This is a genomic window from Leifsonia sp. GW821-FHT13C09 (assembly GCF_058806435.1).
Map to the genome: position 1 here is coordinate 1 of NZ_JBXAPS010000007.1, position 20,923 is coordinate 20,923.

Consider the following 20,923-nt stretch of genomic DNA (forward strand, 5'->3'; position numbering starts at 1 on the left):
TGGGGGGGTTGGGTTTGGGCGCCTAGGGGGTGGCGGGTTTGAGGGTGGTGCAGGGCGGGGTGGTGTGCCCCGCCGTGTCGGCGGCCCCCCCGTGCCGCCGGGTCAGGCGGGGATGAGCGTGTACTTCGTGCTCAGGTACTCGTGGATGCCTTCGAGTCCGCCCTCGCGGCCGAGGCCGGACTGCTTGACGCCGCCGAACGGTGCTGCGGCGTTGGAGACGAGCCCGGTGTTGAGGCCCATCATCCCGGTGTCCACGCGGTCGATCATGCGCTGGCCGCGCGCGAGGTCCTGGGTGAACACGTAACCGACCAGACCGTACTCGGTCTCGTTCGCGCGCGCCACGGCCTCCTCCTCGGTGGAGAAGGTCGTGATCGCCAGGATCGGGCCGAAGATCTCCTCGCGGAGGATCTCGCTGCCGGGCTGCACGTCGACGAGCACGGTCGGCTCGAAGAAGAAGCCGTCGCCCTCTGGGGCCTTTCCGCCGCTCAGGACGCGGGCGCCGCGGGACACGGCGTCCTCCACGAGCGCCGTCATCGAGGCGACCGCGCGGTCGTCGATGAGCGGGCCGATGGTGACGCCGGGCTCGCTGCCAGGGCCGATCTTCAGGGCGTCCACCTTCTCGGCGACGCGACGGGCGAACTCGTCCGCGACGTCCTCGTGGACGATGAAGCGGTTGGCCGCGGTGCAGGCCTGGCCGATGTTGCGGAACTTCGCGAGCATCGCGCCCTCGACGGCCTTGTCCAGGTCGGCGTCCTCGAAGACGACGAACGGGGCGTTGCCGCCGAGTTCCATCGACGTGCGCAGCACGTTCTGACCGGCCTGCGCGAGCAGGGCGCGGCCGACCGGCGTCGAGCCGGTGAACGACAGCTTGCGCAGGCGCGGGTCGGCGATGATCGGGGCGGAGACCGCACCCGACGTGTTCGTCTGCACGACGTTCACCACACCGGCGGGGACGCCGGCGTCGGCGAGCAGCTGCGCGAAGAACAGCGTGGTCAGCGGTGTCAGCTCGGCCGGCTTGACGACCACGGTGCAGCCCGCGGCGAGCGCCGGCGCGATCTTGCGCGTCGCCATCGCCAGTGGGAAGTTCCACGGCGTGATGAAGAACGACGGCCCGACGGGTCGCTGCGAGACGACCATCGTGCCGGTGCCCTCCGGGTTCTGGCCGTAGCGGCCGGCGATGCGCACGGCCTCCTCGGAGAACCAGCGCAGGAACTCGCCGCCGTAGGTGACCTCGCCGTTGGCCTCGGCCAGCGGCTTGCCCATCTCCAGCGTCATGAGCAGCGCGAAGTCCTCGCGGCGCTCCTGCAGCAGGTCGAACGCGCGGCGCAGGATCTCGGCGCGGGTGCGCGGCGGTGTCGCGGCCCAGGCGTCCTGCGCGGCCACGGCGGCGTCGAGGGCGCGGATGCCGTCCTCGGGGGTCGCGTTGGCGATGCGCTTGATGACGCGGCCGGTGGCCGGGTCCTGCACCTGGATCTGCTCGCGGGTGCCTGCCTCCCAGGCGCCGCCGATGAACAGGCCGTCGGGGACGCGGGCGAGAAGGTCGGCCTCGGCCGCGGTGAACTCGGCAGTGGTCACGGTGTCGACGGCGCTCATGCGTTGGCCACCGCCTCCGCGACGACGTCCAGCCCCTCGATGAGGAGGTGGTCCGGGATGCTCAGCGGCGGGAGGAAGCGGATCACGTTGCCGTAGGTGCCGCAGGTGAGCAGCACGACGCCGGCCGCGTGCGCGGCGGCGGCGACCTTCGCGGTCAGCGCGGCGTCCGGCTCGCCGGTCTCCGCGTCGACCAACTCGATGGCGACCATGGCGCCCTTGCCGCGCACCTCGGCGACGCGCGGGTCGGCGGCACGGAGGGCGCCGAGCTTCTCGAAGAGGATCTCGCCGATGGCGCGGGCGCGTGCGGCCAGGTCCTCCTGCTCGTAGGTCTCGATCGCGGCGAGCGCCGCGACACAGGCGAGCGGGTTGCCGCCGTAGGTGCCGCCGAGGCCGCCGACCTGCGGCGCGTCCATGATCTCGGCGCGGCCGGTGACCGCCGAGAGCGGGAGGCCGCCGGCGATGCCCTTGGCGGTGACGATCAGGTCGGGCACGATGCCGAACTGCTCGGAGGCGAACATGGTGCCGGTGCGGGCGAACCCGGTCTGCACCTCGTCGGCGATGAAGACGACGCCGTTCTCGTTCGCCCAGGCCTGGAGGGCCGGGAGGAAGCCGTCGGCCGGGACGATGAAGCCGCCCTCGCCCTGGATCGGCTCGATGATGATCGCGGCCAGGTTGGCCGCGCCGATCTGCTTCTCGATCATCGTGATGGCGCGCTTGGCCGCCTCGGCGCCGGTCAGGCCGCCGTCGCGCAGCGGGTAGCTGAGCGGGGCGCGGTAGATCTCGGGCGCGAACGGGCCGAAGCCGTTCTTGTACGGCTGGTTCTTGGCGGTGAGGCCCATCGTGAGGTTGGTGCGGCCGTGGTAGGCGTGGTCGAACGCGACGACGGCCTGCTTGCCGGTGTAGTGCCGCGCGATCTTGACCGCGTTCTCCACGGCCTCCGCACCGGAGTTGAACAGGGCGCTGCGCTTGGCGAAGTCGCCGGGGGTGAGGCGGTTGAGGGCCTCGGCGACGTCCACGTAGGAGTCGTACGGCGCGACGGTGAAGCAGGTGTGCGTGAAGGCGGCGACCTGGGCGGTCACGGCCTCGACGATGCGCGGGGCGGCGTTGCCCACGCCGGTGACGGCGATGCCGGAGCCGAAGTCGATCAGGGAATTGCCGTCGACGTCGACGAGCACACCCCCGCCGGCGGCGACGGTGTAGACGGGGATGGTGGCGCCGACGCCGGCCGCGACGGCCTGCGCCTTGCGCTCGGCGCGCTTGCGCGACTCGGGGCCGGGGATGGGGGTGACGAGCCGGCGCTCCTGCGGGAGCGAGGGTCCGCCGACGAGGGTTGCGGAGGCGGGGGAAACGATGGTCATGGCGGCATCGTAGGCAGCAGGGCGTTTCCCGCGCCTGGACGGGCCGTACAATTCGAACGTCAGGAATCGACACCCTGGCAGATGGAGTGCCCCGATGCCCGCGACCCTCGCCCAGCTGCTCGCCCGGCCCGAACTCGGCCTCCGCCTGGTCACCCCGGGCGACGTCGGCGAGCTGGACACCCCGCTGTCCTGGGCGCACAGCTCCGACCTCCCCGACCCGACGCCGTTCCTCTCGCCCGGCCAGGTGCTGCTCGTGACGGGGACGCCGGAGGATGTCGATCCGTACGTGTCCCGGCTGGTCGAGCACGGGATCGCCGGGCTGGGGTTCGGGACGGAGGTGGTGCGCGACACCCCGGAGCCGCTGGTGGAGGCGTGCGCGCGGCACGGCCTCCCGCTGTTCGAGGTGCCGTACCGGACGCCGTTCATCGCGGTGGCGCGCTTCGTCGCCGACCGGCTCGCCGCGGACGCCTACGCACGCAACACCTGGGCGCTGCGGGCCTCCCGGGCGATCTCGCTCGCGGCGCTGCGGCCGGACGCGCTCGGCGCGGTGCTCGCCGAGCTGGCCCGCCAGATCGACCGGCCGGTCGCGCTGATCGGGGCCGACGGTACGCTCGACCGGCTCGCGCCGGCGGGGGCGCTGGACGTGGCGGCGCGCGCGGTGCTGACGGGCGCGGCCGAGCCACTGCTGCGCAGCCGGCGCAGGGCGGCCGGCACGGCCGTGACGGACGCCGGGCCCTTCTCCCTGCAGACGCTGGGCGCGGCCGGGCGGCTCCGCGGGGTGCTCGCTGTCGGGTCGGAGGGGCTCGACCAGGCGGCCCAGCAGGTGGTGACGGGCGTCGTCGCGCTCGCCGGGCTGGCGCTGGAGCAGAGCAGGGCGACCGATGCGGCGCGGGCCCGGCTCCGCACGGCGGTGTGGCGGGCGCTCCTGGCCGGGGATGTCGCGCTGGCGGAGGCGGTGGCCGAGCCGGTGCTCGGTGCCTTGCCCGAGCAGCCGGCCCGCGTGACCGTGCTGCACGGGGCCGCGGGCGCCGCGGCGGCGGACTGGCTGGAGGCCGGCGGCGACGGGTTCTTCGCCCGCGACGGTCAGGAGCTCGTCGTCCTCGGGGCGACGCCGGAGGCGATCGCGGAACTGGCCGAGCGCTTCGAACTGCGCGGCGGGTCGTCCGCCCCCGTGGCGTTCGGGGCGCTGGCGGCGGGAGTGACGCAGGCTGGCGTGGCGGCACGCCGATCCACGCGGGACGAGCGCGTGCCGTCATTCGACGACGTGGCGGCGGCCGGGATGCTCGCGCTGCTGCAGACCCCGGACGCTCGCGCGGTCGCGGCGACCGCCCTCGCGCCGCTGTCGAAGGCCGACCCGGCGCTGCCCGGCATCCTCCGCACCTGGCTCGACGCGGACGGGGTGTACGACGTGGCCGCGCGGCGCCTCGGGATGCACCGGCACACGCTGCGGGCGCGGGTCGCAGACGCGGAGCGGCTGCTGGGTCGCGACCTCGGCGGGTTCGCGGCGCGCGCCGACCTGTACGCGGCCCTGCGCGCGGCGGAGTAACGCTCCGTTCGACAGCGGCTCGTGCTCGTCAGCGCCCAGTGCTCGACCGGGCTCAGTGCTCGACAGTGCCTAGTTCTCGACCGGGACGAGCGCGTCGGCGCCCAGCGTATTCGGCGCCAGCACGGCGTCCGTTGTGATGCGCCTGGCGGCGCGGAGGCGGGTCACGATGAGCGCTCCGGCGGCCGCCGCGGCGGCGATGAAGAACAGGGCCGCGATCGCCAGGTCCACCCACTGGCGCTTGGTGAAGCCCATGTGGTGGCCGACCGCCACCGTGGCCAGTCCGTGGTCGACGGCCGGGGTGGTCAGGGCCCCCAGCGCGACGGCAGCCACGACGAAAGCGAACCCGAACAACGACCAACCGATACTGCGCATAGTCCCATTCAAACCCACTGGATGTCCGGGACAACCCCGCCAGGCGGATCGTTATCGGTCGTTCAGGTAAGCACGGCTCGGCCCGGGTACGCGCGGAAACTCAGCGCAGCGCCAGGTCGCAGATCCGCCGGCAGAGCTCTGCATAGCCGATCCCGACGGCCGCGGCCGACTGCGGCAGGAGGCTGGTCGCGGTCAGGCCGGGCAGCGAATTGACCTCGATCGTCCACAGCACGCCGTGCCGGTCGAGCCGGAAATCGGTGCGGCTGTAGCCGGAGAGGCGCAGCGCCCGGTGCGCGGTCAGCGCGGCCGCCCTGGCCTCCGCCGCGATCTCGGCGGGCACGTCGGCCGGGAAGGTCTCCGCCACCGCGCCCGGCTGGTACTTGTCGCCGTACGAGAAGGCCGAGTCCGGGTCGACCGCGATCTCCCCCACGGCGAGCGCCTCGTCTCCGAGCACGCCGACCGTCAGCTCGCGGCCGGGCACGAAGCGTTCGAAGAGCACGGAGCCGAACGCCGCCGCACGCGTGACCGCGGCCTCCAGCTCGTCCGGGTCGCGCACGATGCTCAGCCCGACCGTGGAGCCCTGCGCGTTCGGCTTCACAACGACCGGGAGCCCGAGCTCCGCGGCTGCGGGGCCGGGCTCGAGCGGGTCCAGGACCCAGTCCGGTGTGCGGATCCCGGCCTGGAGCAGGACGCGCTTGGTGAGCTCCTTGTCCATCGCCAGCCCGCTGCCGAGCGGACCCGACCCGGTGTACGGGACGCCGGCGAGCTGGAGGAGCGCCTGCAGCTCCCCGTTCTCCCCGGAGCCGCCGTGCAGCGCGAGGAACACCAGGTCGACGCCGGCGACCTCCGCGGGCAGCCGCAGCGCGCTCCCGGCCCCGGCCAGCCGGGCGAGCGCCGTCGACTCGGGGGGCGCGACGCCCACCGCGCCGGTCAGGACGCGCCCCTCGGCCGCCGCGTCGAGGGCGCCGGAGGCCGTGTCCACGGCCAGCACCTCGTGACCGAGGCCGCGGAGCGCGCGCACCACCGGCGCCGCGCTCGCGATCGAGACATCCCGCTCCTCGCTGGAGCCTCCGAACAGCACTGCGATCCGCATCCCGCCACGCTACCCCGCACGCGCCCGGGCCGCCTCAGGCCTCGCGGGTGATGGAGACGGAGACGAAGAGCTCGGAGCCGGCCGCACCCGAGTAGACGCCGCGCAGCGGCGCGACGTCGGCGTAGTCGCGGCCGTGGCCGACGCGCACGTGCCGGTCGCCGATGTCGACGCCGTTGGTCGGGTCGTAGCCGTGCCAGCCGCCGCAGAACCACTCGACCCAGGCGTGCGACTCGCCGACCACCGTCTCGCCCACCGCCGCGTCGGCCTTCGGGTGCAGGTAGCCGGACACGTACCGGGCGGGGATGCCCTCCGAGCGCAGCGCCCCGATCGCGACGTGCGCGATGTCCTGGCAGACGCCGCTGCGCGACTCCCAGGCCTCCCGCGCGGTCGTGCGCACGCCGGTGACTCCGCTCTCGTACGTCATCGCCTCCCCGACCGCGACGGCGATGGCGTGCGCGACGGAGCACGGATCGGCGGCCGCTGACGCCGACGCCGCCGACGCCGCCGACGCCGCCAGGGCGGCCAGCGACGCGGGCGGCTCGGTCAGCGGCGTCTGCCTGAGCTGCTGCGCGCACTCCCCCGACCGTGCGACCGCCTCGGCCAGGGCCTCCCAGCCGAGCGGCTCCGGCGCATGCTCCGGGTCCAGGACCTCCACCAGGCTGGTCGCCGTGATCGTCAGCTCGCGGTGCGGGTTGAGCGCGTCGAACGCCAGGACGCGCGTGCCCCAGTAGTCGGTGTACTGGTGATGCGACGACACCGGCTGGACGTCGAGCGCGGAGTGCAGCACGAGCTGGCGGTCGCCGGAGGCCGGGAGCATCCGCGCCTCGTTGTAGGACGCCGACACCTCCGCTCCGTACCGGTAACCGGTCGAGTGGGTCACCCGCAGCCGCTTCATCCGCGCTCCCCCGTCCAGCTCGGCGCCGCGCTCTCCGGGAAGTAACGCCGGGTGATCGCGGACGTCGCCGCGCTGGTCGCCTCCTGGACGACGGACATGTGCGCGGGGAGGTCGTCCAGCACCTCCGCGACGGGCCGGAACTCCAGCTCGCTCTGCACCTGGCCGAGCAGCCGGACGGCACGGTCGGACACTCCCGCACGCTCGTGCCGCGGCTCGATGTCGCGCAGGCTCTCCACGGCGCGCGTGATCGCGTAGAGGATCGACCGCGGGAACAGCCGGTCGTGCAGCAGGAACTCCGCGGCGTTGCGCGTGGAGGGCACGCCGCGGTACGTGCGCAGGTACGCCTCGTACGCGCCGCAGGAGCGCAGGATGGTCGTCCAGCTCGGCCCGCTGGCCTCCGTCAGCGAGCGCGTCGCGAGCAGCCGGGCGGTCATGTCCGCGCGCTCCAGGCTGCGGCCGAGCGTGAAGAAGTGCCAGGCCTCGTCGCGGCTGGCGCCGGAGTCCATGATGCCGACGGCGAGCGCCGTGCGGTCGCGCACCCAGGTGAAGAACTCGTGCACCTTGTCGCTGCTCACCCGGCGCGGCACCCGCGCGGCCGTGGTGTTGAGGCATTCCCACAGCTCGGTCGAGACGATCTCCCTGGCGCGGCGGGCGTTCTCCCGGGCGGCGCCCAGCGAGTAGGCGATGGAGGCCGGGGTGCTCCGATCGACGGCGAGGAGACGCAGCACGTCCTCCCGGGCGATCGGCCCGGGCGTGGCGTCCGAGCCCATCACGCCGAGCAGCGACCGGCACGCGGTGTCCTCGTCGATCCAGGGGTCCTCCAGCAGCAGCTGGAGGTGAACGTCGAGGATGCGCGCTGTGCCGTCGCTGCGCTCGACGTAGCGGCCGATCCAGAACAGGGAGGAGGCGATCCGGCTGAGCATCACTGCGCCTCCGTCCGGAAGGGCTCGGCCTGCTGCTGTTGCTGCTGCTGGTCGGTGCGCGGCGCGTCCTCCCGCGAGTGGTCGGGCGCGGGCAGCGGAGGGGCCGCGGCCTGGTCGGCGACCAGGCCGGACACCCTCCGGGAGTCGACCGCCTGGACCGCGCCGATGGCGGGCACCCCCACCACCCAGGTGTCCTTCGAGCCGCCGCCCTGGCTGCTGTTCACCACGAGCTGCCCCTCCGCGAGCGCCACGCGCGTCAGGCCGCCGGGCAGCACCCAGACATCGCGCCCGTCGTTCACCGCGAACGGCCGCAGGTCGACGTGCCGCGGCCGCATCCCGTCGTCCACGAGCGTCGGGATGGTGGAGAGCTGCACGACAGGCTGGGCGATCCAGCCGCGCGGGTCGGCGATGAGCTGGGCCCGGAGCCGGGCCAGCTCCTTGCGGTCGGCGTCCGGCCCGATCACGAGCCCTTTGCCGCCCGAGCCGTCGACGGGCTTCACGACCAGCTCGTCCAGCCGGTCGAGCACCTCGGCCAGCGCCTCCGGCTCCTCCAGCCGCCAGGTGTCGACGTTCGGGAGGATCGGGTCCTCGGCCAGGTAGTAGCGGATCAGGTCGGGCAGGTAGGTGTAGACGAGCTTGTCGTCGGCGACGCCGTTGCCGACCGCGTTGGCGATCGTCACCGTGCCGAGCCGGGCGGCGAGCATCAGCCCGGGCGTCCCGAGCACGGAGTCGACCCGGAACTGCAGCGGGTCGAGGAAGTCGTCGTCGATCCGGCGGTAGATCACGTCGACGCGCTGCGGGCCGGAGGTGGTGCGCATCCACACCGAGCCGCCGGAGCAGAACAGGTCACGGCCCTCCACCAGCTCCACCCCCATCAGCCGGGCCAGGAGGGTGTGCTCGAAGTAGGCGGAGTTGTAGACGCCAGGGGTGAGCACGACGACGTTCGGGTTCTCCATGCCGCCCGGCGCGCTCGCCTTGAGCGCCTGGAGCAGCCGGTAGGGGTAGTCGCCGACCGGCCGCACGCGCATCGAGGTGAACAGCTCGGGCAGGGTCTGCGCCATGACGCGGCGGTTGGAGATCACGTAGGAGACGCCGCTCGGCACCCGGACGTTGTCCTCCAGCACCCGCCAGCCGCCCTGCTCGTCGCGGATCAGGTCGATGCCCGACACGTGGATGCGCACCCCGTTGGCGCTCTCCACCCCGGCGGCAGCACGGTGGAAGTGCGCGGATGAGGTGATCAGCCCGGCCGGGACGACGCCGTCGCGAACCGCGTTCTGGGCGCCGTAGACGTCGCTGAGGAACGCCTCCAGCGCGCGGACGCGCTGCTTCACGCCGCTCTCGATCCGCGACCACTCGGCCTGCTCGATGACGCGCGGGACCGCGTCGAGCGGGAAGGGCCGCTCCTCCCCGGCGAAGTCGAAGGTGACCCCCTGCGCGAGGTAGGAGCTGGCGAGCGCGTCGGTGCGGCCGCGGAGCTCCTCCTGCGTCAGTGCGGCCAGCGCCGCGAACAGCTCCCGGTAGGCGGGCCGGGTCCGCTCGGCGACGCTGCCGCGGACGTCGGCGAACATCTCGTCGAACGGCGTGGCCCGGCCGCGCCGGCGCCGCGCGGCCTGCGTGCCGTAGCCGCCGAACAGATCACCCATGGCAGGACGCTACCGAGCGCCCGTTACCCGCAGATTTCGCCACGTTTCGCCCACGTCACAACCTCGCGGTTCGAAGGCGGGGCCGGATTGCCGACAGAATGGGCGGATGAGCATTCCGATCTCCGGCACCCACTTCGGCCTGACCGCGGGCGACTACCACGCGACCATCGCGTCGGTGGGCGCCTCCCTGCGCACGCTGGAGTTCGACGGCAGGCCTCTGGTGGTCCCCTTCGACGCCGACGAGGTGCGGCCGGCGTTCCGCGGCGCGACCCTGGCGCCGTGGCCCAACCGGGTCGTCGACGGCCGGTATACGTTCGAGGGCGTCGAGCAGCAGCTCGCACTCACGGAGCCGACGCGTGGCCACGCCCTGCACGGCCTCGCCGCCTGGCTCGACTTCGCGGCCATCGACCGCTCCGCCGACAGCGTGACGCTCGCCGCGACGATCGAGGCGCAGGACGGCTACCCGCACCGGGTCGAGGTCGTCGTCGCGTTCGCTCTGGACGAGGACGGCCTGCACACCACCGTCACGGGCACCAACACGGGCACCTCCGCAGCGCCGTGGGGCACCGGCCCGCACCCGTACCTGGTCGCGGGCGAGGGCCGGGTGGACGACTGGACGCTCACGCTCCCCGCGGACCGGGTGCTCACGGTGACCGAGGACCGGCTGATCCCGGTGGGCCTCGCCGACGTGATGAACGGCCCCTTCGACTTCCGCGCGGCGCGCCCGATCGCCGACACGTTCATCGACCACGCCTTCACCGGGCTCCGCCGCGACGCCGACGGCACCGCGACGGTCGCACTGATCGCCCCGGAGGGCACCGGCGTCGCGATGACGTGGGATGCGGCGTGCCCGTGGGTGCAGGTGCACACGGCGGACCGTGAGATCCCGGAGCTGAACCGCCTCGGCCTGGCGGTCGAGCCGATGACCTGCCCGCCCGACGCGTACAACTCTGGGACGGACCTCATTGTGCTGGCGCCCGGGGAGTCGTCGGCGGCGGGGTGGACGATCCGGGCGCTCTAGCCCGCGGAGACGGCCGGCGCCTCCAGCTCGCGCGGGGAGCGCAGCCCTTGGACGACGAAGAGGACGCCGGTCAGCAGCAGCCCGGACGGGACCGCGACGAGCCCCCAGAGCCAGAGTCCGGGCATAGCGGGGAGCGGGATCCGGCTCACCACCATCACGACCGCCAGCATCAGCGCGACGGCCGGAAGCGCCCAGCGCGCCGGTCCCGTGACGACTCCGGCCCGGAACACGCTGACCGCGGAGACGACCAGCGCGGCCACCCGGACCAGCCCCACTGTCCAGAGCAGGATGCTCAGCACGGCGAGCAATCCGGTGTTCACGCCGACCGCGGTCAGGTTCAGCGAGACGTAGCCCGCAGACACGACGGTGGTCAGGGCGAAGAGGACGAGAGCGGCCCGTCCCGCGCGGGACGACCCGGCGATGCCACGCTCGCCGCGGACGCCGAAGCCCAGCAGGACGAACGCGATGACGAGAATCGCCGCAGACGCCGTCCCGAAGAAGGGCGTTCTGGCGAAGTACAGCCAGGAGCTGCCCGGCGGAGGGAAGACCCAGCCCACCTCCGCCACGATCGGCACCACCGTACCGAGGACGAGCCCCGCTCCGCCCCACGTCAGCGTGGTGCGCGACGCGCCCACCGGCTCATCCGTCACGATCCACTCCTTCGTCGATCCGAGCCGCGCGCAACGGCCCAGCGGACGCCCCACCCGCGGCACCCACCGAAGAGACTCTGCTTCAGCGCTCCCGAAACGTCAAGCACCATCACTTCTTTCGGCCCGAGCTGCGTGAGTTCCTTGGAAGACGGGCGATGCCCCCAGCGGAACCCGACCCGGCTGGGGGCATCGAAATGGCTGCACTAGGAGCAGCGTGGCGTCACGACGGAGGCGAGTACCCGTTCCCACCTTCCGTCAGCCACTGAGCCACCGGATCTTCACGGTGCTCGTGACTAGACGATACATGCTCGATGAGAGATTTCACAGACTCTGGCGATGCTATGCATGCATTAGAGGTGTCCCGGCGGCCGGGGCGCGCATCCCACGACGGTGCGCGTCCCGGCCGGCCGGTGGTGCGCGCGGCCATCCACGACTGGCCGCACGCGGTCTGAGGGGGCTGCGAGCAGCCCGCCGCCCGCTAGCTGTCTGCCGGCTGGAGCGCCGCCACGATCGCCGCGGCGGTCTCGCGGCCGACGCGGATCGCGCCGTCCACGTGCTGGTAGCCCTTGCCCGCCAGGTCGCTGCAGGAGAAGTGGATGGGCCCGACCGGCGTGCGCAGGTCCGCGCCGTAGCGCGCCAGGCCGCCCATGTCGAAGCTCGCCGCGTAGGCGCCGCGGGTCCACTCCTCGCTGCCCCAGTCGCTCTCGTAGTACACGACGGGGCTCAGCGCCTGCACGCCGTAGTAGTGCGACAGCGACTCCAGGATGCGCGCCTTGCGCTCCTCGGGGCTCAGCCGGAAGACGTCGTCGGCGGACTCGTCGGAGACGAAGCCGACCAGGGTGCCGCGCGGGTCGCCGTCGTAGCTGTTGTCGTAGGCCTCGTGCACCAGCTCGTACGGGCTGAAGGCGGTGCCGCTGTAGCCGAGGTCGCGCCAGAACGGCGTCTCGTAGACGGCGTGCACCTTGATGACGAAGCCCATCGACAGGTGCTGGTGCAGCTGCTGCTGGCGGCGCGGGAGCGGTGGCTCGTAGGAGATCCGGCTGATCAGCACGGGCGGCACGGCCAGGATCGCGAACCGGGCGTGCACCTCCAGGTCGTCGGTGATCGCGGTGACGCCGGAGCCCGTGCCCTCGGAGTCCCAGCGGAGGGTGCGCACCGGCGAGTTCAGGTGGACGTCGTCGCCCAGGCGGTCGGCGAGCAGCAGCGGCACCTGCTGGAGGCCGCCCTTCACCCGCTTGTCGAGGATGAAGTCGGCGTCCACCAGGTGGCTGAAGCTGCCGGCGCTGGCGGCCATGAGCAGGGCCTGCAGCGCGGAGAAGGCGTGCGCGGGCTTGGTGAGCATGGCGCCCGCGATGAACATGCCGATGTTGAGGCGGGCCTCCTCGTCGTCGGTCTGCGTCTCCAGCCAGCGGCGGAAGGAGATCTCGTCCAGCTCCTTGGCCTGCGGGTGCTCCCACGGCCGGTCGGGGTCGATCTCGGCGACGAGCGCGTCGAGGCGATCGATGAGGCCGACGATCTCCTGCTCGGTCGCCGGGGCGACGGGGAAGATCTCGCCCTCGAACGTGCGGCGGGCGCCGTTCTCGCCGAGGTAGATGTTGATGCCCTCGCGGTAGCGGGAGTAGGTCTCGAGTCCCAGTTCCTCCAGCGTGCCGATCAGGGCGTCCTGGTCGGGCGAGACCCACTGGCCGCCGATCTCCAGCGTCGCGCCGTCGATCTCGTCCGTCCAGAGCCGGCCGCCCACGCGGTCGCGGGCCTCCAGCACGGCGACGCTCAGGCCGGCCTTCGTCAGTTCCGTCGCGGCCGTGAGGCCGGAGGCTCCAGCGCCGACGATGACGACGTCACGTTCGATGCTGTTCATGGCTATCACTCCTCCATCGGGGTTCACGAGGATGCTAGGCGGGCGCGCCACCCCGCATGATGTACACGCTGGCGAAGGAGGGCGTCAACCCTCGACGAGATGTATGTTCTGCTCTGCGGCGCTCGCCTCCGCCGTGGCGGCGCCGGTCATCCGCAGGTAGACGATGAGCCAGCTGAAGACCAGGACGCCCGCCACGAGTTCGGCCGCCGTCAGCACGTAGTAGCCCACAGCGAAGAACACCAGCACGACCACGATCGTGGCGAAGAACACGTAGCCGAGCACGAAGAACGCGGCGGGCGCGGCCGGAAGGGCGGCGCGCACCCAGAACACGACGAGCGCGAAGACGACGACCATCCCGACCGCGGACACGTTGTGCAGGACGATCGAGACGTTCAGCGGGAAGATCCCCACGCAGGCCAGCAGCACGCCGATCAGGATGAGGCCGACCCGCACGCGCACGACCGCGGCCTTCCGCTTCGGGTCGGCGATGCCGCGCGCGTCCGTGGCGTACCGGGCGATGGCGGTCACGATCACGCCCGCGACGATGAGCGTCAGATTGAAGGTGAGCGAGGAGACGCTCTGCGACATCCCGAGCGCGCTCAGGTGCTTCATCCACCAGTGCGGGTCGGGCGCGCTGAGCATGGAGGCCAGGATCCCGACCACGGCGAACGCGGCGAGGACCGTGGACAGCCGCATCAGATCCATCCCGGCGGCCGAGAGGAAGACGGCGTACGCGGTCACCCCGGCGGCCGCGCCCGCTAGCGCCGTGGCGGAGAGGAAATAGACGGTCGCGTCCTGGAAGCCGTCCGCGAGCACGGCGCCGAGCACGAGCCAGCCGAGCAGGGCCAGGATGCCGTGGGCCAGCGCGATCGCGAACGTGTCGAAGATGTCGACGCCCGCGGCCCGGTGCGGCGGGCCGGCCGTCTGGAAGGGGGTGAGTCCTTCCCGCCGCCAGAGCCGGCCGACCACGTAGGCGACGAAGGCGATCACGCCGCCCGCGATCGCGACGAACTGCCCGACCGAGGCCGGCCCGGCGATCGGGAGGCTGCGCCCCCAGAACACGAGGAGCGCCACGAGGCCGGCGAGCACGAAGGCTGCGGCGCCGACCACGATCCCGGCCCCCTCGACCGTGAGCCGCGCGGGCGCGCTCAGGCCGCCGAACGTCGGCCGGACCCGATCCCTGGTGCTCATGACGATCACCTTCCGCACTCCCGCGCGCGACCCGGCCGGTCGACGTCGCGCACAATGTAACGCCGGAGCGCACCCCTCGGCTACAGCATCGTCGAGGGCGCGATTCGTGCCGAATGTGGGTTATCGCGGCGCCATTCACAACATTCGTGCGGAATCGCGGGGGCGCGATTCCCGTCAGCGCAGCAGGCCGAGGGTGCGGGCGGCGCTCACTGCGGCGGTGCGGGAGCCGACGTCGAGCTTGGTGAAGATGTGGACGAGGTGCGATTTCACTGTGGCCTCGGTGATGTGGAGGCGGGCGGCGATGTCGGTGTTGGACGCGCCCTCGGCGACGAGCTCCAGCACCTCCAGCTCGCGTGCGGAGAGGCTGGTCAACGGGGCGCGCATCCGGGCCATCAGGCGGCCCGCGATCACCGGGGCGAGCGCGCTCTCCCCCGCCGCGGCCGCGCGCACGGCGGCCACCAGCTCGTCGGGCGGGGCGTCCTTGAGCAGGTAGCCGCTCGCTCCGGCCTCGATGGCGTTGAGGATGTCGGCGTCGGTGTCGTAGTTGGTCAGCACCAGCACGTGCGGCGCGCGATCGAGCGCGCGGATGCGGCGGGTGGCGTCGGCGCCGCGCGGGCCGTCGGCGAACTGGAGGTCCATGAGCACCAGGTCGGGCGCGAGCTGTTCCGCGAGCAGCACGGCGTCGGCGGCGGTGGCGGCCTCCCGGATCACCTCCAGGTCGTCCTCGGCGTCCAGCAGCGCCCGGATGCCGGCGCGCACGACCGGGTGGTCGTCGGCGATGACGATGCGGATCATGCCTCGCCTCCCGTCGCACGCGTCGGCACGGTCACGGTCAGCCGGGTCCCGCGCCCCGGCGCGCTGTCGACGTCGAGGGCGCCGTCGAGTTGGGCGACCCGTTCGGCGATCGCGCGGAGGCCGAACGAGTCCGCACCGCCGGGGCCGGCCGCGACCGTTTCGGGGTCGAACCCCACTCCGTCGTCGGCGACGACCAGGACGGTGGCGTCACCGTCCGCCCGCACCGTCAACGACGCCCGGTCGGCGCGCGCGTGCTGCCGGACGTTCGCGATGGCGCCCTGGGCGATGCGCAGCAGGGCGGTCTGCAGGTCCATCGGCAGGTCGAGCGACGGCGGCGCGTCGACCTCCACGCGGAGGCCGCCGGGCGTCGACTGCGCCTCCCCCAGCCGGCGCAGGGCCTCGCCCAGGCCGGCGTCGAGCGCGGGCGGCGTCAGCGCGCGGATGAAGGCGCGGGTCTCGGCCAGGCTGTCGGCGGCGGTCTCCCGCGCCAGGCGGATGTGCTCGATGCCGGGGCGGCCGGGGTCGGCGCGCTCGGCCGCGTGCAGCAGGAGCTGGATGCTGGACAGCCCCTGCGCGACGGTGTCGTGGATCTCGCGGGCGAGCCGGGCGCGCTCGGCGAGGGCTCCCTGCTCGCGCTCGGTCTCGGCGAGGCGGTCGCGGGTGGAGAGCAGTTCGGAGAGAAGGGCCTCCCGCTCGGCGGCCTCCTGGGCGAGGGCGCGGTAGCCGAGGCCGAGCAGGATGGCGACGCCTGCGCCGATCACCGGGCCGATGACCACGCCGGCAGAGAAGCCCTGGTGGAGGCCGAGCGCGAGGATCGCGACCGCGGTCGTGGCCACGACGGCGACGGGTCCGAGCCGGCGCGGCAGCAGGTGCAGGAAGAGGAAGAACAGCGGGAACGACAGGTAGGCGGCCTCCGGCACCAGGATCACGAGGCCGACCCAGAGCAGCGCCAGCGTCGTCACCCAGATCGTCGCGGCGAGCCGGCGCCGCGGCTCCGGCACCCTGCGGACGAAGGCGCTCGAGACGTACACGGCGGCGAAGAGCACGACCAGGACGACACCGGCGACGGCGTCGGGAGGCGGCAGCGCGGGCAGCCGTACGAGCACGAGGACCAGCAGCCCCGCGATGAGCACGTGCAGCCCGACGCGCAGCCCGACGAAGACCGGGGTGAGGGCGCTGTGGGACATGACACGCCCAGCCTACGAAGCCTGCACCGGCTTCGGCATCAATGGAAAGTCGGAGAGCAGGTTCGACCGCATCGACGATGTGCGGGGCGACCGCCGCGAGAAGGCTGGAGTGGCCAGGGCGGAACCGCTCCGCCCCGCAGAAAGGACCCCTCGTGTTCGTCGCCTGGCGCGACCTCCGGCACGCCCGCGGCCGGTTCATCCTCATCGGCGGCGTCGTCGCCCTCATCACCGTGCTGGTCGGCTTCCTCGCCGGTCTCACCGGCGGCCTCGCCGCGCAGAACGTCTCCGCCGTGCTCGGCCTCCCCGGCGATCGGCTGGTGCTGCAGAAGCCCGCGGGAGGCGCGGCGGGCTTCAGCGAGTCCGCGCTGCCGCCGTCGACCCTCGACGCCTGGCGACGGGCCGACGGCGTGCAGGCCGCCGTGCCGGTCGGGATCGCGCAGTCGCGGGCGGCGAGCGACGGCGTGTCCGCGGGCGTCGCGCTCTTCGGCCTCACGGCCGACGCGGGCACCATGGGAGCGACCGCCCTCACCCGACTCGCACCCACCTCGGACGACGAGGTCGGACTCTCCGCCGGCGCCGCGAAAGACCTCCATGTCGCCGTCGGTGACACCGTCTCGATCCTCGGCGCCGACTACCGCGTCGCGACCGTCGGGGGCGACGCCTGGTACAGCCACACGCCCGTGGTCGCGCTGACCCCGGACGCCTGGACCGCGGCCGACAAGCGGATGGGCGGCGCCGGCGAGCCGACCGTCCTGGCCGTGTCCGGCAGCCCGCAGTGGGATGCCGTCGCGAGCCGCACCGGCACCTCCGCCCAGCCCGCCCTCCTGAGCCTCACCGCGCTGGAGACCTTCAAAAGCGAGATCGGCTCCCTCGGCCTCATGGTCGCGATGCTGTTCGGCATCTCGGCCCTGGTGGTCGGCGCCTTCTTCACGGTCTGGACGATGCAGCGCTCCGGCGACATCGCGGTGCTCAAGGCGCTCGGCGCCACGCGGCGGTCGCTCGTGGCCGACGCCCTGGGTCAGGCGCTGGTCGTGCTCGTCGCGGGGATCGGCGCGGGGATGCTCGTCGTCCTGGGCCTCGGCGCGCTCGCCTCCGGCGTGCTCCCCTTCCTCGTGTCGCCGCTCACCACGGCCGTCCCGGCCGTAGCCATGATCCTGCTGGGCCTCGCCGGGGCGGCCTTCGCGCTCCGCACCGTCACCTCCGCCGACCCCCTCACCGCACTCGGGAGCAACCGATGATCACCCTCGACGACGTCACCCTCACCTTCCCCGACGGAGCCTCCCGCGTCACCGCGGTCGATCACGTCACGCTGCACGGCCGCGCCGGTGTGGTCACCGGGATCACCGGGCCCTCCGGCTCCGGCAAGTCCAGCATCCTGGCGCTCGCCGCGACACTCATCCGCCCGGACTCGGGCCGGGTGCTGATCGGCGGGGAGGACGCGGCGACGCTGACGGCGGACGAGGCCACAAGCCTGCGCCGGGAGCGGATCGGGATCGTGTTCCAACAGTCGAACCTGCTGGCCTCCCTGACCGCACGCGAACAGCTGCAGGTGATGGGCGAGCTCGGCGGATCGCTGCGGCGGACCGCGCGCCAACAGGTGCGCAGGCGCGTGGACGAGCTGCTCGACGCGGTGGGACTGGGCGCGCACGCGGACAAGCGTCCCGCGCAGCTCTCCGGGGGCCAGCGCCAGCGGGTCGCCCTGGCGCGCGCACTGGTCCGCAGCCCGCAGGTGCTGCTGGTGGACGAGCCGACGAGCGCGCTCGACCAGGAGAGCGGCGCCGCCGTGATGGAGCTGATCGCGCGGCTGACCCACGAGCGCGGGACCGCCACCCTGTTGGTCACGCACGACCTCGTCCACTCGCCCGCGCTGGACGAGCTGGTGACGGTCGTGGACGGACGGGTGAGCGAGGTCGCGGGAACCCGTTGAGGCTCGTCGTCTACACTGCATGACCGTGCAGGTGGAGACGTGAGCGAGGTCAAGGGGCGGCACTCGGCCGATCCGGTGGTCGCGGCGCCCGTCCGCCGCAGGCGTCGCCGGAAGTCCCGGGCCAACGGCGGTGTCGTCGTCGGCGCGCTCGCGTTGTGCGTCGGGCTCGGGCTCACGCTGTTCGCGACCGGGCCGCACGTCGACGTGCTCGCCCTCCTGAGCACGCCGCAGGATACCGCCGGGCATACCCCGGGCGCGCGTCCCACGCAGACGGGCACGTCGTCCCGGCCGACTCCGGACACGGTGCCGGCCCCGGCGCCGACGATGGTCCCGCCGGACCCGGCAGTCGCGGTTCCGCCGGTGGCCGCCGTCACGCCCGCGCCGGCGGCTCCGCCGCCCGCCGCTGACGTTCAGGCCCCGGCGCCCGCTCCGGCTCCCGCTCCGGCTCCCGCCGCGCCCGCTGCGGGCAAGAGCGGCTCGGCTCCCGGGCACACGAAGTCACCGCATCCGTGAGCCGGGGCTGCGCCTCCCCGCGACCAGTTCGTCGCCCAGCGCGTCCACCGGCCCCACGATCACCGATTCCAGGCGTCGCACGACGTCGAGGTAGTCGCCCGTCCAGATGATCCGGACGGCCTGCGCGACGATCGGACCGGACCCGTCGCCCAGGTCGTCCGCGACGACGTCGGCCAGCCGGCGCCGGTCCTCCGGGTCCGGCGGCGTGGGTGCGGGGAGCGGCTCGCGCGCGACCAGGCTCGACGCCAGCTGCTCGTACCAGCCGTCGAGCCGGCCGAGGGAGTCCTCCAGCGACCGGCGGGCGCCCTCCCGACGTCGTCCTCGATCCTCGGCGCCGGCGACCTCCTGCCGCCGCCAGAGGTCGAGGATCGCGTCACTCGCCAGCCGGACGCCCGCGACGCCGCCGACCGACGCCGACACCTCGGCGAGCGGACGCTGCTTGCTGCCACGCTCGCCCAGGTAGGTGCGGAACGCGTCGTCGAGGCGGCGTGCGGCGGCGGCCGCCCGGAGCGCTTGCTGCTGGGGCTCGGGATGCCCGGGATGCTCGGCCGTGCTCGTGTCCCCGCGCCCGAGCCCGTAGGCGACCGTCGCGCCGAGGTAGCGCACGCTCTCCCGGTACGCGTCCGCCAGCGCCTGCCGGAGCGACGCCGCCGCTCCCCGCGGCCAGAAGAGCAGCCCGACGATCAGGCTGACCGCGCAGCCGAGCGCGATGTCCTCGATGCGGATCAGGCCGACCGTCCAGCCGGACGGCGCGATGAGGTTGAACAGCAGCACCAGCAGGATCGTGAACGCCGCCTGACCCGCGGCGAACGAGATCGCGGCGGGCGCGATGCCGGCCACCAGGACGGCGATCGGGAGCAGTATCCAGATCACGACGCGGTTGTCGCCGATCGCGAGCATCGCGAGCGCGCCGAGCAGCACACCGACCGCGGTGCCCACCACGCCGCGCAGCACGGTCTGGCCGGTGCTCAGCGCGTTCGAGCGGAGCACGGAGAGCGTGCCGAGCACGACCCAGAACGAGTGCTGCACGCCGGTCAGGTTGGCGAGCAGCACGGCGAGGCCGAGCGCGATCGCGCCGCGGACGCTGTTGCGCAGCCACACCGAGTTCCAGCCGAGGAACCCGCTCGCGCGCTCGGCTGCGGCTGCCACCGGCCCGGCCAGGTCGCCGGGCTGCCGGCCCATCAGGCGCTGCCACCAGGTGCGCCGCTCCGCGCGCGCCGTGAGCGCGATGTTCCCGGCCACCGTCTCGACCGCCTGGGCGAGCTCCTGCGCGCGGAAGCCCGGGTCGAGCCCGGTCACGACCTCCTCGGCGACCCGGCGGCCGCCGTCCGGGCCGGGCCCGACCGGCAGTGCCATGGTCGCCGCCTCCACGCCCGCGCGCGCCTCCACCAGCAGGGTGAGGGCGGCGTCCAGGGCGGCGGGATCGCCGGCGTGCTGCCCGAGCAGCCGCGCACCCTCTTCCAGCACCGCCGCAGACGTGCTCTTCACCTCGAACGCAGCGATATGCACGGGTCCGGGAGTCGCGGCCGTGATCTTGACGTGGTCGAACTGGGCGATCACCGAGTTCAGCCAGTTCAGCTCGTCCACCAGCCGCACGATCGTGCGCGCCGACGTGCTCAGGCCGGTCGGCCGGTACGGGGTGCGCAGGAACGCGGTGTGCAGGGCGTCGACGGCGGCGTCGGCCTCCGCGATGGCGCGATCGCGCTCGGCGGCGAGGTCCGGGCTGCCGGCGCGGAGCATCGCAGCGGCCTCGGCGCGCAACCGCGTCGCGAGCGCCCGGCAGGCGTCCACCGCGGGGGCACGCAACGGCTCACGTGCGGGCGCGGGCCAGAGCGCGACGATCGCGACGACCGCGACGACAGCCGCGATCCCCCAGCCGAGCAGGCGCGGCCCGATCGAGGCGACCGTCCCGGGGAGCGTCACCGGAAGGATGAACGCCAGCAGCAGCGAGGTGCCGGCCGACGCCGTGACCGAACTCACCGAGCCGGCGAAGAGCACGGCGACCGCCACGACAGCCATCGCGACGGCGGAGAGCCAGACCGGGCGCGACGCGAGGGTCCCGAGGCAGACGAGCACCGCACCGGCCACCGCGAGCGCGAGCTGGGCCTGGACGCGATCGACCAGCGGTCCGCTGAAGTCGACCAGCAGCAGCATCGCGAACGAGCCGAACGCGGCGAAGGTCGCGACCTGCCCGTCGTGGAGGACGAGGCTCCCGAACGCGAACAACACCGGCATGACGATCGCGGCACGGCCGGCGCGGCGCAGCGCCGCGAAGTCGGGGTCGTGCCGCTTCAGCCAGTCCGCCGCGCGCATCCGCCCTCCTCGCTCGTCACCGCACACCCTAGCCCGGCGCCCGCC

The 20,923-nt window shown here is 73.5% G+C and carries 18 protein-coding genes; 5 read left to right on the forward strand and 13 right to left on the reverse strand.

The window, feature by feature from the left end; translation table 11 throughout:
- Positions 1-102 precede the first annotated feature (102 nt).
- Positions 103-1,593, reverse strand: coding sequence for an NAD-dependent succinate-semialdehyde dehydrogenase (locus AC1ROW_RS18425; RefSeq protein ID WP_493020520.1), 1,491 nt, complete (start codon positions 1,591-1,593; stop codon positions 103-105).
- Positions 1,590-2,951 (reverse strand): 4-aminobutyrate--2-oxoglutarate transaminase, encoded by a 1,362-nt coding sequence (gene gabT / locus AC1ROW_RS18430; RefSeq protein WP_493020522.1) that lies wholly within the window; start codon positions 2,949-2,951, stop codon positions 1,590-1,592. Before gabT ends, AC1ROW_RS18425 begins: the two co-directional genes overlap by 4 nt.
- A gap of 94 nt (positions 2,952-3,045) precedes the next feature.
- On the opposite strand from gabT, the gene AC1ROW_RS18435 reads away from it, so the two are divergent.
- A complete protein-coding gene (locus AC1ROW_RS18435; RefSeq protein ID WP_493020524.1) occupies positions 3,046-4,497 on the forward strand; it encodes a PucR family transcriptional regulator in 1,452 nt (483 codons plus the stop codon).
- 69 nt (positions 4,498-4,566) lie between these two features.
- Here AC1ROW_RS18435 and AC1ROW_RS18440 read toward each other — a convergent pair whose 3' ends face one another.
- The 5 genes from AC1ROW_RS18440 to AC1ROW_RS18460 form a co-directional block, all read right to left on the reverse strand.
- Positions 4,567-4,869, reverse strand: coding sequence for a hypothetical protein (locus AC1ROW_RS18440; RefSeq protein ID WP_493020526.1), 303 nt, complete (start codon positions 4,867-4,869; stop codon positions 4,567-4,569).
- A gap of 100 nt (positions 4,870-4,969) precedes the next feature.
- Complete coding sequence (locus tag AC1ROW_RS18445; protein WP_493020528.1) at positions 4,970-5,962, reverse strand: D-alanine--D-alanine ligase family protein; 993 nt, start codon at positions 5,960-5,962, stop codon at positions 4,970-4,972.
- A gap of 34 nt (positions 5,963-5,996) precedes the next feature.
- Positions 5,997-6,857 carry a transglutaminase family protein gene (locus AC1ROW_RS18450; protein ID WP_493020530.1) on the reverse strand — a complete coding sequence of 287 codons (861 nt, stop codon included), beginning with the start codon at positions 6,855-6,857 and terminating at the stop codon, positions 5,997-5,999.
- A complete protein-coding gene (locus AC1ROW_RS18455; RefSeq protein WP_493020532.1) occupies positions 6,854-7,780 on the reverse strand; it encodes an alpha-E domain-containing protein in 927 nt (308 codons plus the stop codon). The genes AC1ROW_RS18450 and AC1ROW_RS18455 overlap by 4 nt, the downstream gene beginning before the upstream one ends.
- Positions 7,780-9,423 (reverse strand): circularly permuted type 2 ATP-grasp protein, encoded by a 1,644-nt coding sequence (locus AC1ROW_RS18460; RefSeq protein ID WP_493020534.1) that lies wholly within the window; start codon positions 9,421-9,423, stop codon positions 7,780-7,782. Before AC1ROW_RS18460 ends, AC1ROW_RS18455 begins: the two co-directional genes overlap by 1 nt.
- A 106-nt stretch (positions 9,424-9,529) precedes the next feature.
- Between AC1ROW_RS18460 and AC1ROW_RS18465 the strand changes: the two genes are divergently transcribed.
- Entirely contained in the window at positions 9,530-10,444 is a 915-nt protein-coding gene (locus tag AC1ROW_RS18465) for an aldose 1-epimerase family protein (RefSeq protein ID WP_493020536.1), read from the forward strand.
- On the opposite strand, the gene AC1ROW_RS18470 is transcribed toward AC1ROW_RS18465, so the two are convergent.
- From AC1ROW_RS18470 to AC1ROW_RS18490, 5 genes are all read right to left on the reverse strand, one after another.
- Positions 10,441-11,094, reverse strand: a complete 654-nt coding sequence (locus tag AC1ROW_RS18470) for a hypothetical protein (RefSeq protein ID WP_493020538.1) — start codon at positions 11,092-11,094, stop codon at positions 10,441-10,443. The two genes, AC1ROW_RS18465 and AC1ROW_RS18470, sit on opposite strands and share 4 nt — an antisense overlap.
- A gap of 478 nt (positions 11,095-11,572) precedes the next feature.
- The gene (locus AC1ROW_RS18475) at positions 11,573-12,952 is read right to left on the reverse strand and encodes a flavin monoamine oxidase family protein (protein WP_493020540.1); all 1,380 of its coding nucleotides are present in this window, start codon (positions 12,950-12,952) and stop codon (positions 11,573-11,575) included.
- 84 nt (positions 12,953-13,036) lie between these two features.
- The gene (locus AC1ROW_RS18480; protein ID WP_493020542.1) at positions 13,037-14,143 is read right to left on the reverse strand and encodes a DUF998 domain-containing protein; all 1,107 of its coding nucleotides are present in this window, start codon (positions 14,141-14,143) and stop codon (positions 13,037-13,039) included.
- Positions 14,144-14,317: 174 nt separating this feature from the next.
- Positions 14,318-14,938 carry a response regulator gene (locus AC1ROW_RS18485; RefSeq protein ID WP_493020544.1) on the reverse strand — a complete coding sequence of 207 codons (621 nt, stop codon included), beginning with the start codon at positions 14,936-14,938 and terminating at the stop codon, positions 14,318-14,320.
- Positions 14,935-16,125 (reverse strand): sensor histidine kinase, encoded by a 1,191-nt coding sequence (locus AC1ROW_RS18490; protein ID WP_493020546.1) that lies wholly within the window; start codon positions 16,123-16,125, stop codon positions 14,935-14,937. The genes AC1ROW_RS18485 and AC1ROW_RS18490 overlap by 4 nt, the downstream gene beginning before the upstream one ends.
- Positions 16,126-16,277: 152 nt before the next feature.
- Here AC1ROW_RS18490 and AC1ROW_RS18495 point away from each other — a divergent pair, with 152 nt between their 5' ends.
- From AC1ROW_RS18495 to AC1ROW_RS18505, 3 genes are read left to right on the forward strand one after another with little or no spacing between them, the layout of a single operon-like run.
- Positions 16,278-17,363, forward strand: coding sequence for an ABC transporter permease (locus tag AC1ROW_RS18495; RefSeq protein ID WP_493020548.1), 1,086 nt, complete (start codon positions 16,278-16,280; stop codon positions 17,361-17,363).
- A complete protein-coding gene (locus AC1ROW_RS18500) occupies positions 17,360-18,052 on the forward strand; it encodes an ABC transporter ATP-binding protein (RefSeq protein WP_493020550.1) in 693 nt (230 codons plus the stop codon). Before AC1ROW_RS18495 ends, AC1ROW_RS18500 begins: the two co-directional genes overlap by 4 nt.
- Positions 18,053-18,091: 39 nt before the next feature.
- Positions 18,092-18,565, forward strand: coding sequence for a hypothetical protein (locus AC1ROW_RS18505; protein WP_493020552.1), 474 nt, complete (start codon positions 18,092-18,094; stop codon positions 18,563-18,565).
- Here AC1ROW_RS18505 and AC1ROW_RS18510 read toward each other — a convergent pair.
- Positions 18,551-20,878 (reverse strand): FUSC family protein, encoded by a 2,328-nt coding sequence (locus tag AC1ROW_RS18510; RefSeq protein WP_493020554.1) that lies wholly within the window; start codon positions 20,876-20,878, stop codon positions 18,551-18,553. The two genes, AC1ROW_RS18505 and AC1ROW_RS18510, sit on opposite strands and share 15 nt — an antisense overlap.
- Positions 20,879-20,923: the final 45 nt, after the last annotated feature.

Bases quoted from the DNA above. Each gene is read 5' to 3' on its own strand.
- AC1ROW_RS18425 (WP_493020520.1), bottom strand. From the start codon at position 1,593: ATGAGCGCCGTCGACACCGTGACCACTGCCGAGTTCACCGCGGCCGAG.
- gabT (WP_493020522.1), bottom strand. From the start codon at position 2,951: ATGACCATCGTTTCCCCCGCCTCCGCAACCCTCGTCGGCGGACCCTCG.
- AC1ROW_RS18435 (WP_493020524.1), top strand. From the start codon at position 3,046: ATGCCCGCGACCCTCGCCCAGCTGCTCGCCCGGCCCGAACTCGGCCTC.
- AC1ROW_RS18440 (WP_493020526.1), bottom strand. From the start codon at position 4,869: ATGCGCAGTATCGGTTGGTCGTTGTTCGGGTTCGCTTTCGTCGTGGCT.
- AC1ROW_RS18445 (WP_493020528.1), bottom strand. From the start codon at position 5,962: ATGCGGATCGCAGTGCTGTTCGGAGGCTCCAGCGAGGAGCGGGATGTC.
- AC1ROW_RS18450 (WP_493020530.1), bottom strand. From the start codon at position 6,857: ATGAAGCGGCTGCGGGTGACCCACTCGACCGGTTACCGGTACGGAGCG.
- AC1ROW_RS18455 (WP_493020532.1), bottom strand. From the start codon at position 7,780: ATGCTCAGCCGGATCGCCTCCTCCCTGTTCTGGATCGGCCGCTACGTC.
- AC1ROW_RS18460 (WP_493020534.1), bottom strand. From the start codon at position 9,423: ATGGGTGATCTGTTCGGCGGCTACGGCACGCAGGCCGCGCGGCGCCGG.
- AC1ROW_RS18465 (WP_493020536.1), top strand. From the start codon at position 9,530: ATGAGCATTCCGATCTCCGGCACCCACTTCGGCCTGACCGCGGGCGAC.
- AC1ROW_RS18475 (WP_493020540.1), bottom strand. From the start codon at position 12,952: ATGAACAGCATCGAACGTGACGTCGTCATCGTCGGCGCTGGAGCCTCC.
- AC1ROW_RS18480 (WP_493020542.1), bottom strand. From the start codon at position 14,143: ATGAGCACCAGGGATCGGGTCCGGCCGACGTTCGGCGGCCTGAGCGCG.
- AC1ROW_RS18485 (WP_493020544.1), bottom strand. From the start codon at position 14,938: ATGATCCGCATCGTCATCGCCGACGACCACCCGGTCGTGCGCGCCGGC.
- AC1ROW_RS18490 (WP_493020546.1), bottom strand. From the start codon at position 16,125: ATGTCCCACAGCGCCCTCACCCCGGTCTTCGTCGGGCTGCGCGTCGGG.
- AC1ROW_RS18500 (WP_493020550.1), top strand. From the start codon at position 17,360: ATGATCACCCTCGACGACGTCACCCTCACCTTCCCCGACGGAGCCTCC.
- AC1ROW_RS18510 (WP_493020554.1), bottom strand. From the start codon at position 20,878: ATGCGCGCGGCGGACTGGCTGAAGCGGCACGACCCCGACTTCGCGGCG.